Raw genomic sequence first — 12,552 nt, 5'->3', positions numbered from 1 at the left:
AATCGTGCGATGATGGCGCCCGTCCACATCAACGGGAGACTGAGTCAATGCCATCGAAAATCACCATGGCGCCGCTGGCGCTGGCCGCACTGATTGCCACCATCGGCGTGCACGCGCACGCTGCCGAGCAGGTCGTCAAGATCGGCGTCAGCGGTCCGCTGTCGGGCGCCAATGCGTTTGCCGGCAAGGACAATGAAAACGGCGTGCGCATGGCCATCGAAGAGCTCAACGCACAGAAGATCCAGGTCGGCGCCAACGTGCTGCGCTTCGTGCTGCAATCCGAAGACGACGCGGGCGACCCGAAACAGGGCGTGACCGTGGCCCAGAAATTTGCCGATGCCGGCGTCAAGTTCGTGCTGGGTCCTTACAACTCGGGCGTGGCGATTCCGGCCTCGCGCGTCTACAACGACAGCGGCATCCTGATGTCGACGGTCGGTACCAATCCCAAGATCACCGCGAGCGGTTACCCCACCGTGTTTCGCATCGTCGCGAGCGACACGCAGGTGGGCGCCTCGGTCGCCGGCTACGCAGCCAAGGAACTCAAGATCAAGAACATCGGCGTGATCGACGATCGCACGGCGTTCGGCCAGGGCATCGCGATGGAGTTCAAGCGCCAGGCGCAGCAAGCCGGCATCAAGGTCGCGGGCCACGAGTTCACCAACGACAAGGCCAGCGACTTCGCCGCGATTCTCACCGCGCTGCGCGCCAAGAAAGTCGACGCCATCTTCTACGGCGGCTACGCGCCGCAGGCCGCGCCGATGGTGCGCCAGATGAAGCAGCTCGGCCTGAACGTGCCGCTGCTGGGCGGTGACACGCTGTGCAGCCCCGAGATGGCAAGGCTCGGCGGCGCCGCGGTCGGCGAGAACGTGCGCTGCGCGCAGGCCGGCGCGATCGTCGCCAGGCAGCCTGGCGGCGCGGCCTTCCTGGCCGGCTACAAGAAACGCTTCGGCCGCGAACCGGACGTGTATGCGCCATCGTTCTACGACCAGACCAAGTTCATCGCGCAGGCGATCCAGTCGGCCAAGACGGTCGATGCCAAGGCGGTCGGCGTCGCAATGCACACGATCAGCTACCAGGGCGTGGTCGGCATGTACGGCTATGACCCCAAGGGCAATCTGAAGAAAACAGCCGTCACGGTCTACACCTTCAAGAACGGCGCCCTCACGCCGCTGGCCAGCTACTGATTTTTTTACCAGGACCTCGATCACGATGAACCCATTCTTCAAAACCGGCGTGCTGGCCACGGCCGCCCTGCTCCTGTGCACCAGTGCCGGCGCCGCGCCGGCCACGGCCACTGCACCAGCATCGGCATCGGCTGCCGACACCCAGGCTGGCAAGGCCATCAACAAGCTGGTCGACGAGTATTACGATGCCTACGCGCGCTTCGAGCCGGTGTGGGCGACCGAGTCCGGTGACGGCCGCTTCGACGGCCAGCTTGGCCTGCCGATCGCGCCGAAAAACCGCGATGCCCAGTTTGCGCTGTACCGCGGCTACCTGAAACGCCTGGGCGCGATCCCGCGCGAGCGCCTCAATCCGCGCGACCAGGCCAGCTACGACATCGTCAAGTTCGAGCTCGAGACCGCGCTGCGCCTTGGTGCCTTCCCCGAGCACCTGCTGCCGGTGGATCAGATGTTCAACATGCCGGTCTTCATGGCCAACTACGCCGGCGGCCAGGGCGCGCAGCCCCTCGCCACGCCGCAGGATTACCGCAATTACCTGAGCCGCCTGGACCAGATGGTCGCCTACATCGATCAGGCGATCGCGAATATGCGCGAAGGCGTCAAGCGCGGCGTCGTGCATCCGCGCGAGCCGATGATGTCGCTGCTGCCGCAACTGAAGGCACTGGTCGCGGCCACGCCAGAGGCCAGCATCTTCTACAGTCCGATCAAGGCGCTGCCGGCCGGCTTCTCAAGCGCCGACAAGACCAGGCTGACGGCGTCGTACCGCAAGACGATCGCTGACAAGCTCAATCCGGCACTGGCGCGCCTGGCCACGTATGTCGAGAAGGACTATATGCCGGCCACCCGCACGACGGCCGGCTGGAGCGCCCTGCCAAACGGCGCCGAGTGGTACAAGGCGCGCGTGGCAGCGATGACCACGACGAGCCTGACGCCCGAGCAGATCCACGAGATCGGCCAGAAGGAAGTGGCGCGCATCCAGGGCGAGTACGGCAAGATCGGCCCGAAGATGGGGTACACCGGTCCTGCGGCCGGCCTGCCGCGCTGGGTGTCGGAGCAGCCGAAGTACAAGCCGTTCACGTCGGATGCGCAGGTGATCGCCGTGTTCGAGAAGATCGACGCCGACGTGCGCACAAAGCTGCCGAAGCTGTTCTCGCTGATGCCGAAGGCGCCGCTCGAAGTGCGCCTGGAACCGGAACTGACGCGCGAGACGGCGTCGGACCATTATTCGTCACCGGCGGCCGATGGTTCGCGCCCCGGCGTGTTCTGGTCGGTGGTGAACGATCCGACCAAGTACGGCAGCACCGGCATGGTCACGCTGTACCTGCATGAAGGCCAGCCGGGCCACCACTTCCATATCGCGCTGACCCAGGAGCTCGGCCTGCCGAACTTCCGCAAGTTCGGCGGCAACACGGCGTTCACCGAAGGCTGGGCGCTGTACGCCGAAACGCTGGGCAAGGAGATGGGCCTGTTCGACAAGCCGGAAGATTATTTCGGCCACCTGAACGACGAGATGCTGCGCGCCGCGCGCCTGGTGGTCGACACCGGGATGCACACCAAGGGCTGGAGCCGCGACCAGTCGATCACGTACTTCCGCGAGACGCTGGGCTACTCGGAACTGGAAGCGCGCGCCCAGATCGAGCGCTACATGGTGATGCCGGGCCAGGCGCTGGCGTACAAGATCGGCGCCCTGAAGATCATGGAACTGCGTCAGCGCGCGCAGGCGGCACTGGGTGACAAGTTCAACCTGCCGGCCTTCCACCGCGTCGTGCTGGATGAAGGCACGCTGCCGCTGGCGGTGCTGGAGGCAAAAGTCGATCGCTGGATTGCAGCGTCGAAGTAACACCGGCACGGTGGACGGCCAGGCCGTCCACCGTATTGTTCAACGCTCTGTTCAACGCTCGATCATGAACACCGGATACCGGCGCCACTCCGGCTCGCGGTAGCGCGCGCAATTGGCGAAGATGAAGTCCAGCACCGCTTCCTGGTTCGTCAGCAAGCCGGGATGTGCGCCCTTCCACTGTTCAAACTTCGCTGCCAATTCTGGCTCCTGTGCCAGCAGCCGCTCGGCCTCGTCCTCGAACACATACTCCGAATACGCTTCCTTCTTTTCCAGCACGCTGTTGAAGAAGCCCCAGCGGAAGAAGCTGTCGTGCGCCAGCGGCTCGAGCGTCTCGACCGCGTAGCGCGCATTGTCCTGGTCCAGCGGCACCAAATAATCCCCCGCGCGCAGCTGCACGCTGCCATGGCGCCGTTCGAGCACCACGTCGTCATGGAACATGTGGCCTTCGTACGCCGTGGGGCGCGAGGTCACGCTGTCGATCTGGTAGTACGCGACCTGCTGCATGCGGTCGGCGTCGACGCGCTCCATGCGCACGCCATTGCATTCCAGGCGCTCGATCGCCTCACGCCACTGCTGCGGCACCACGTATGCCTGCGGCGCCGGCACGCTCGCGTCCACCAGGAAGCGGTTGTAGTAGGCGATGTCGCGTTCCCAGACGCTGCTGCGGTCGTAGTACAGGCGTGTGTAGTCACCCAGCACGCTCTTTTTATACTTGGCCTCGTAGCCCTTGAAGCGGAAGCTCGACGGATTGGCCTCGTCCATCTTCCAGCGCACCGGCCACTCGGCCTGCGTGCGGCCCGCGTCCTTGGCCGCGCGGCGCAGCGCCTGGATGCGCGGTGCGTGCTGCACGGTAAAGGCCAGTGCGACGTCGACCAGCGCGCGCATCGATTCGTAGCGGTCACGGAACGGCTTGAGCATGTGCGTCTCGGGCATGAAGCCGATCGTGTGGTGCAGCGCCGCGTAGCCGGTCGAGAAGCGCGCGGTTTCCAGGAATTCGGCGATGCCGTGGTCGGGGCTGTCCTGCACCGGGTTCACGTACGGGCAGGTCGGCCAGCCGCGCGCATCCATCCCGGCGTACATCGCGGGCAGCATCTCGGCGCGCAGGAACTCGCCCAGGCCACCACCGAGCTTGTCGGCCTGCGTGTGGATCAGCGTCATCGTGTAGCTGTAGTCGGCGCCATTGGACGTGTGGGTGTCGACCATCACGTCCGGGTCCCAGGCCGTGAACAATTCGTTGAACACGCGCGCCGTGAGCGTGTCGCACTTGACGAAGTCGCGGTTCAGGTCGAGGTGGCGGCTGTTGCCACGGAAGCCGAACTGCTCCGGTCCGTCCTGGTTCACGCGCGACGTGTCGGCGCGGTTGAAGGCGCCGTCGACGTTGTACAGCGGGACAAACAGGAACACGGTCGTGCCCAATGCAGCCAGGCGCTCCGGCTCGACGCAAAAGTCGCGCACCAGCGCCATGCAGCCATCGACGCCTTCCGGCTCGCCCGGGTGGATGCCGTTGTTGTTGAAGAAGACCGCGCGCCCGGCGGCCTTGATCGCGGCGCGGTCGAACACACCGTCGCTGCTGACCACGCCGGCATGGATCGGCACGCCGGCATCGGACACGCCCACCTGCTCGAAGCGCAGCACCGCCGGATACTGGCGCGCGAGGTCCTCGTACCAGGCGATGCAGTCGGCCCAGGTGGTGGTCTGGTTCAGGTTGCCTTGTTCGTAGGGCGTGAGGGGTGCAGTAGCCATGGAGTTCTTCGCTAATAAAGGTGATGCTTACAGGATGACGCCGGGGGGTGTGGCAGGCGCAGTCGCGGTTGGCGCAGTGGGCGCGGCCGGCGCCGGCGGCGCCAGTGTCAACGGCAGGGCGATGGCGACATCGGTGCCTTCGCCGGGGCTCGAGCGCACCTCGATCGTGCCGTGCAGCGCGTAGGCGCGCTCGCGCATGCCGATGATGCCGATGCCTTCGGAGGCGCTGGCCGTGTCGAAGCCGGCGCCATCGTCGACCACGCGGATGCGCAGCATGCCCTTGCCTTCGTCGAGCAGCAGGCTGACATGCGCCGAGCGCGCCGCGGCGTGCTTCATGACGTTCGACAGCGCCTCCTGCACGATGCGGTAGGCCGAAATGGCCAGCTCGTTGGACAGGCGCGCGAAGTCGCCTTCGCTGTGCAGGTCGAAGCGGCAGCCGGACGTGGTGTCGTAGTGGCGCACCATCTCTTCGACCGCGCCGTGCAGGCCGAGCATGTCGAGCACCTCGGGCCGCAGGCGACGCACCAGGCGCCGGCCATTGGCGTACAGGTCGAGCGCGAGCTTGGTGATCGCTTCGGACTTGCGCTTGATTTCCACCACCTCGGGGCCGGGGGGGGCTTTGGCCGCCAGCAGGCCGATTGCCTGCGCTTCGAGGCGCGCCGCGATCAGCGACGCATTGAGTTCGTCGTGGATCTCGACCGCGATGCTCTTGCGCTCGTCCTCGATGATCTCGTTGACCTTCTGGATCAGTTTGCGCTTGTCGGCATCGGCGCGCAGCGCTTCGTTGCGCGAGGCGAGCAGGTCGCGCGTGCGCTCGGCCACCTTGTTTTCGAGGTCGCGCTTGGATTCACCCAGCGCCAGCGACATCTCGCCGATCGACGACTGCAGCTCGCCGATCTCGCCGCCGGTGGTGACCGGCGGATGGACGCGGAAGTTACCGCCCCGGATCTGGCGCAGCGTGCCGATCGCCTCGCGCAGCGGCACGATCAGCGAGCGCGCCAGCACCCAGGCCAGGATGCCGCTGGCGGCCAGCGCCAGCGCCGCCATCGACAGCTCGATCTGGAAGCGGTCGGTCTGCTTGGCCATCATGTTCGCCGGCGACATCGTCACCCGCACCCAGCCCACCACTTCGGTGGTGAGCGTGGGCGGGCGCGAATCGCTCGACGCCGATACGTGCGGCGTGCCGTTGTCCGAGAACAGGTTGATCCACACGACCTGCTTGCGGATCGGGGCTTCGTAATAGTGCGACTGGGCGTCGGCGGCCGATTCGGACACCACGCGCACGGCAGCGCGCCCGCTGCCGTCGATGACATCGACGCGGTAGATGCTGCGGTCGGACTGCACCAGGCCATTGATCGTCAGGCGCAGGTCGGACAGGTTGCCCGAGATGACGTTGTACTCGGACGTCTCGGACAGCGCGCGCGCCAGAATACGGCCACGCTCGGCCAGTTCTTCGGCCACCTGCGCGCGGTGCGCGTACCACGAGTACCAGACAAAGGACGTAAACAGCAGGATCACCGGCAGCATCGTGATGACGGCCATGCGGCGCCCGACACCCCAGCCGCGCCAGAAACGCAGGTTCATCGCGCCGCCGGCGCCGGCGCTGGGCGGGCGAAGTTGCGCGCAACATCCGTCACGCGCAGGTCGAGCGAGCTGGCCACGCCTTCGTTGATGATCGTGCGGAAGTAGCGCGGGAACTGCGGCGCAGGCAGTTCGCCCGTGCGCACGAAATCGGCCGTGAGCTCGGCCACCTGGGCGTTGATCTCTTCGACTTCCGAATACGTGGTGGCCAGCGCGCCGACCTTGACCATGTCGGCCGAAAAACCGATCACGCCCTGCTTGCGGCGGTAGGTCGAGAGCAGGATGTTGCGCACGTTTTCGGCGTTGTAGATGTCGCTGTCGGGCAGCGCCAGCAGCGTCTCGGCGCGCGTCATGCTGTTCAGCGTGTGATTCAGGTCGTCGCCCGGCGTGAACATCTGGATCTCGGTGGCGTCGTGCAGCACCGGACGCAGGAAGGCGGTGTCGGGGCCGAGCAGCACGCCCACGCGCACGGGGCGGCCGTACACAAGTTCGGCCAGGCGCATCTGGTCGTTCGGCGCCGGCTCGGCGTACACCGCCGTGATGGCCACGCGGCGGGGCTTGGGCAGGCGCGCCGTCAGGCCGCGCCACACCTGGCTCGACGTATAGGCCGAGATGACGACGCAATCGCAGCGCCGCGACAGCGCATCGCGCAGCGCGGTCGGGCCGATCGCGATATACAGCATGCGGCGCTTTTGCGCTAGCTCGGTGCGAAACGCGGCGAACGTCGGCACCAGGCGCTTGTACAGGTCGTCGACGATGCGGTGCGTGACCGCGCTGTCGTCGCCGGTGATGATCTGGAAGCGGTAGCCCTGCACTTCTTCGCGCTCGCGCTCCGTTTGCGGGGCCTGCGCGGCGTGGACAGCATGGGCGCCGGTGGCGGCCAATGCCAGCGTCATGGCGATCAGCGGGACCAGTGAACGCGTGCGTGAAGCGTTCTGCATCCGGCGCAGGAGCTTGGCCATCGCTTACGGCTCGATCAGACCGTGCTTGACGGCCAGTAGCGTGATGCTGGCCTGGCGGTGCACGCCCAGCTTTTCCTTGATCGACTGGCTGATATTGCTGATGGTCTTGGTCGACAAGTCGAGCCGTTCGGCGATTTCGGCGTTGGTCATGCCCTCGGCCATGAACTTGAAGATTTCCAGGCCACGCTCATCGAGCTGCGACTGCGGCGTGACTTCGCCGCGCACGGCCATGCTGGCCAGGCGCGAGGCGATATGCGGCAGGAAGTACAGCTTGCCCTCGTGCGCGTGACGCACGGCGGTGGCCAGGTCGGCCGGGTCGCAATCCTTGGTGACGAAGGCGTGGGCGCCGAGGCGGTAGGTTTCCTTGATCAGACTATCCTGGTCAAACTGGCTGAGAAAAACGATCTTGGCCGACGGATCGGACTTGAGGATGGCCTGGGCCGCATCCATGCCGGTCAGCTCGGTGCCAAAGCGCATGTCGAGCACGGCGACGTCGGGCTGCTCGGCCGCGTACAGCGCGGTGGCCTCGCTCGGGGTCTTGGCCTGGCCCACCACCTGCATGCCGGCCGCTTCGAGCGACATGGCAAAACCGGTCATGACGATGGGGTGATCGTCGGCCAGCATGACGCGGATGGGTTTGTTCTGATCTGCCAATTTGTTCTCCTGGCGCGGGGGCCTGTGGTGCACATGCGTTGCGCGTGCGGTGCCTGGTGCGGCATGCACGGCCGGGGCAATGGGCCCCGGAATAGAGGGGAATTATTTCACACAACGCGCAGGGAAGCGATGGGTAAAAAGGCGGATACAGCATGCGATGCGCAGTGAGACTGTGCATTGATTGGACGTGCGGGAAACATCGTCGCATCATCAACAACCTGCTAGAAGAACTAAATTTACTTCATTATGGATTTGCAAATTGCTAGGCTCTAGCATATATTGATTCCATCAGCGGCAAATATGCACCCTTCACAACACGCAGGAAGGTCGATATGCATTGTTCTCATATTCAAGATGGCGTCGGTAGCAAGCCGGCAGGTTTGCCCTCATCGCCGGACCTGGCCCATGTCTGGACACTCACGTAGTCAAATCCGCCGTCCTTCGCCCGCCCCTCTTGACCTGGCGGGCTTTTTTTCGCCCTGATGACAGGTGCATGGAGAACAACCGATGGATGCCGTCCGCGCCGTAACACCCGCTTTCCATATCACGGGTTTCAGACATGCCCTTGCCGGCGCTGTCGCTCTGGCCGCCCTCGCCGCCCTGGCCTGGCAGGCGCTGGCCCCGCCCGATGTGCCGGCGCCCGCCGCATCGATCGCTTCCCCCGCGTGGGATGCGCGCGTGACCGGCCATCAACAGGTGCTGGCAGCCAGCCCCCGCTCGATCGGGGGTAGCGACAATGCGCACGCGCGCGCCTATCTGGTGACGCAACTGCGCGCGATGGGACTGGCGTCTGGCGTGCAGCGCGCCACCGTACGCACATCGGTTACCCGGCTGTTCGGCGGCATTCACCACACGATCGGGGTCGTGCACAACATCGTCGCGACGATTCCGGGCACCGCGCCGGATGCTGCGCGGCGCCCCGCCCTGCTGCTGGCAACCCACTACGACAGCGGCGCGGCGCCGCGTGACGCCCTGCCCGGCGCGGCCACCATCAGCGCCCTGCTCGAGACTGCCCGCGCATTGCGCGCCGCGCCGCCGGCCAACGATATCGTGCTGCTGTTTGCCGACGGCGAGCGCGTTGGCATGCTCGGATCCCGAGGATTTGTCGAACAGCACCCGCTGGCCCGCCGCATCGGCATGGCGCTCCGGTTCGATGGCGCCGTCGACGGTCCGCTACGCATGCTGGAGGCGAGCAGCGCGGGTGCACCGGCCCTGGCGGGCTGGATGCGGGCGGCGCCCGAGCTGCGTGGCGCATCCGCGAATACGACACTGGCATGGCTGCTGGGCGACGCGCCCCATATCGGCCCGCTCACCCGGCTCGATGCGCCGGTGCTGCTGTTCGGGGGCGGCGAGCCACGCGCGGCCGGCGCCGCGCCGCGTCAGTTGGGCGACGCCATGCTGCGGCTCGCCCGCGCCTATGGTGCGGCGCCGCTAACACCGGGCGGCCAGGCAGCACACGTCTACTTTTCGCTGCCCATCGTCGGCCCCGTCCACCACGCGGCGTGGCTGGTGTGGGCGCCGGCGATCCTGTCGTGCCTGATGCTGGCCGGCGCCTGGCGTGGACAGTTCGGCGAAGACGGCGTGCTGGACGCAGCGCAGGGCGCGTTCGGCGTGTGCTTCCTGCTGCTGGTGGTACGCGTGGGCACCTGGAGCTGGGATGGCGAACTGGCCGCCGCCGGCCTGGCCAGTGAACACCGGCTGCCTTTGACCGTTGCCGTCGTCACGGCCTGTGTGTTCGTGGCCGGGTTGTACCTGTTGCGGCGCAGTGTCGGCACGGCCGCGACGGTGCTCGGCGCGCTGGCCTGGCCGACGCTGGTGCTGCTCTTTGCCGCCGTGTTCCTGCCAACGCTCGCCCCGTTGCTGGCCTGGCCGCTGGTGGCGGCGCTGGGCGCCTTCACGCTGCTGCATACGCGCTGGGGCGAACGGCAAGGTCCAAATATACGCCTGCTGGTGCTGCTGGCCGGCCTGGTGCCGGCCGCGAGCCTGCTCCCGCCGGCCCTGCGCGATGCATGGACCCTGCTTGCACCGGGCCACATGCATGTTCCGCCGATGCTGATGGCGCTGCCCATGCTGTGCTTTGCCAGCCCGCTGCTGATGCTGCGGAGCAGGGCCGCCGTCACCGGCGCGCTGGCACTGGCGCTGGCGGCCTGCCCGGCACTGCCGGATAGCACTGCAGCACGATATGAACAGGCGGCAGAACCCGGGAACCTTGAGGGGCTGGTCTATTACAAGGACATGAACTCGTGGCGTGCCTACTGGCTGCTGCCGCAGCAGCCGCTCGACGACTGGCGCCGCGGCCTGTTCGCAGGCCGCACGAAGCCGACGGTCTTCGTCGAGATCTTCGGCCTGCGCAGCGCGCCCCAGTGGTACGCCGTCGCGCCGCGCGACGATACGATCGCCTTCCCCGAGTGCTTCATCCTGCGCAACCACGTCGGGAATGTACGGCTGGCCAGATTCACGGTGCGCTCGGCCAACCGCGCCCCGCATATCGCGTTGGCCATGCACGGCGCCAGGGCGCTGCGCTCGCGCGTCGACGGCGTGACGCTCAGCGCGACGGAAAGCGCGTGGTCGCTGTCGCTGTACGGGATGCAGGACCGGGTGCTGCAGCTGGAAATCGAAAGTGAGCCAAACGAGATCTTCGCCATCACGGTGCAGGAACACATCCCCGGCCTGCCACGGCATCTCTTGCCAGCGGACCGGCAAGGCGTGGCGCCGCAGCTGGGCACGACGATGTCGACCGATATCCTGCGGTTTTACTGACAAGTTGTCATAAAATGGCCGCGCGCGCCACGAGTGCGCCCTTCCCGATGAATGGCTTGATTAACCATGCAGCGTCAACTTCGCAGCATTCACTTCGCAGCAGGACTCCATGCACAAGATCGTCTCTTCCCTCATCCTCTCCGTCCTCGCCGGCAGCCTGGCGCTGGCCTTCCCGACCCATGCCCAGACCAGGGCCAAAGCCACCGTGCAAGAAGCGCCGCTGCGCGCGCACATGGCGTTCCTGTCGTCCGACGCGCTCGAAGGCCGCGGTACCGGCCAGCGCGGCGGCGAGCTGACCGTCACGTATCTTGAAACGCAGGCCGCCGCCGTGGGCCTCAAGCCCGGCAACGGCAAGAGCTTCCGCCAGCCGGTCAAGATCGCCGGCGTGCGCTCGCTGCCCGAGAAGAGCAATGTCGGCATCGTCGCCAATGGCAAAGCCGTGCCGCTGCAGTTCGGCGCGGACTGGGTCTGGGGCCCGGGCGACGGCAAGGCCGATCACACGCTCGACGCCGAGATGGTCTTCGTCGGCTACGGCATCGTGGCGCCGGAAGAAAAGTGGGATGACTTCAAGGGCATGGACGTCAAGGGCAAGGTGATCGTGATGATGGTGAACGATCCGGCGCCGACCGCCGCCGAAGCGAACCGCTTCAACGGCGCGGGCCTGACCTATTACGGTCGCTGGACCTACAAGCTCGAAGAAGCGGCGCGCCAGGGCGCAGCCGGCGTCCTGCTGATCCACACCGATGCATCGGCCTCGTACGGCTGGAGCGTGGTGCAGAACAGCTGGGCCAATGCCGAGCGCTTCCAGCTCACCGAAGGCAAAGTGGGCAGCGGCCTGCAAGGCTGGATGACCGACGACACGGCGCGCAAGGTGTTCGCGGCCGGCGGCCAGGATCTGGACAAGCTGCGCGCCGCCGCCGAAGACAGGAACTTCAAGCCGGTCGCACTGAATGCCCGCGTCAAGGGCGAGGCGCGCGCGCAGGTGCGCTCGCTGGAAGAATTCAACGTGGCCGGCGTCGTGCCGGGCACCGATCCGAAGCTGAAAGACGAAGTGGTGATCTACTCGGCGCACTGGGATCACATGGGCAAGCAAGGCACCGAAGGCGACACGATCTTCAACGGCGCCGTCGACAACGCATCGGGTACCGGCGCGCTGCTGGCGATGGCCGCCGAAGCGGTGAAGAACCCGGCCAAGCGCAGCCAGATGTTCCTGTGGGTCGGCGCCGAAGAGCAAGGCCTGCTGGGAAGCGCCGCCTATGTGGCCGCACCGCTGTGGCCGATCGCCAAGACCGCCGCCAACCTGAACCTCGATAGCCTGAACTGGGTTGGCCTGGTCAAGGATGTCAGTGTGCCAGGCAGCGAGCGCACCGAACTGGGCGCGATGGCGGCCAGCGTCGCCAAATCGATGGGCATGGTCATTGCACCGACCAAGCCAGACCTGAGCGGCGGCTACTTCCGCAGCGACCACTTCAGCTTCGCCAAGGCCGGCGTACCCGCCTTCTCGGTCGGCTACGGCAGCAGCTGGGTCAAGGATGCCGACGCGAACAACGCCAAGGCCAAGACCTACCGCGCCAAATACCACCAGGTGGGCGACGAATACGATCCGAGCTGGGACTTGTCGGGCATGGTGCAGCAGGCGCAGTTCACGCTGAACCTGGGCCGCGCAGTGGCCGATGCACCAAAGATGCCGACCTGGAAAGCAGGCGACCCGTTCGGCAAGGCGCGCGAGTCGGCGAAATAATTCGCTCCGGTAGCAGGACCTGAACGGGCTGGCGTGCATGACGAGTGCGCGCCAGCCCGTTTCTCGTTGTAGCATCACGCCATCGAGCGA

Annotated in this window: 8 protein-coding genes; 4 read left to right on the top strand and 4 right to left on the bottom strand. The window is 66.3% G+C overall.

What is annotated here, in order from left to right; genetic code table 11:
- Nucleotides 1-47 precede the first annotated feature (47 nt).
- Together AC56LW_RS20770 and AC56LW_RS20765 are read left to right on the top strand one after the other, a co-directional pair.
- Complete coding sequence (locus tag AC56LW_RS20770) at nt 48-1,184, top strand: branched-chain amino acid ABC transporter substrate-binding protein (protein ID WP_332533309.1); 1,137 nt, start codon at nt 48-50, stop codon at nt 1,182-1,184.
- A 25-nt stretch (nt 1,185-1,209) separates the two neighbouring features.
- Entirely contained in the window at nt 1,210-3,021 is a 1,812-nt protein-coding gene (locus tag AC56LW_RS20765) for a DUF885 domain-containing protein (RefSeq protein WP_499637244.1), read from the top strand.
- 51 nt (nt 3,022-3,072) lie between these two features.
- Here the strand turns inward: AC56LW_RS20765 and AC56LW_RS20760 are convergent, their stop codons facing one another.
- From AC56LW_RS20760 to AC56LW_RS20745, 4 genes are read right to left on the bottom strand one after another with little or no spacing between them, the layout of a single operon-like run.
- Complete coding sequence (locus AC56LW_RS20760) at nt 3,073-4,764, bottom strand: M14 family zinc carboxypeptidase (RefSeq protein ID WP_499637243.1); 1,692 nt, start codon at nt 4,762-4,764, stop codon at nt 3,073-3,075.
- Nucleotides 4,765-4,791: 27 nt separating this feature from the next.
- The gene (locus tag AC56LW_RS20755; protein WP_499637241.1) at nt 4,792-6,348 is read right to left on the bottom strand and encodes a sensor histidine kinase; all 1,557 of its coding nucleotides are present in this window, start codon (nt 6,346-6,348) and stop codon (nt 4,792-4,794) included.
- Entirely contained in the window at nt 6,345-7,307 is a 963-nt protein-coding gene (locus AC56LW_RS20750; RefSeq protein ID WP_499637239.1) for a hypothetical protein, read from the bottom strand. Before AC56LW_RS20750 ends, AC56LW_RS20755 begins: the two co-directional genes overlap by 4 nt.
- 3 nt (nt 7,308-7,310) lie before the next feature.
- Nucleotides 7,311-7,961: a response regulator gene (locus tag AC56LW_RS20745; protein WP_183554407.1), complete on the bottom strand. Its 651-nt coding sequence runs from the start codon at nt 7,959-7,961 to the stop codon at nt 7,311-7,313.
- Between the two features lie 507 nt (nt 7,962-8,468).
- Here AC56LW_RS20745 and AC56LW_RS20740 point away from each other — a divergent pair.
- Nucleotides 8,469-10,721 (top strand): M28 family peptidase, encoded by a 2,253-nt coding sequence (locus AC56LW_RS20740; RefSeq protein ID WP_499637237.1) that lies wholly within the window; start codon nt 8,469-8,471, stop codon nt 10,719-10,721.
- Between the two features lie 109 nt (nt 10,722-10,830).
- On the top strand, nt 10,831-12,462 hold the full coding sequence (locus tag AC56LW_RS20735; protein ID WP_499637235.1) for a M28 family peptidase: 1,632 nt from the start codon (nt 10,831-10,833) through the stop codon (nt 12,460-12,462).
- The last annotated feature ends 90 nt before the right edge of the window (nt 12,463-12,552 follow it).

Source organism: Telluria sp. LT2P80, from assembly GCF_059685955.1.
Note: the sequence above shows the minus strand (reverse complement) of the source record. Positions and strands in the feature narration are given on the sequence as shown.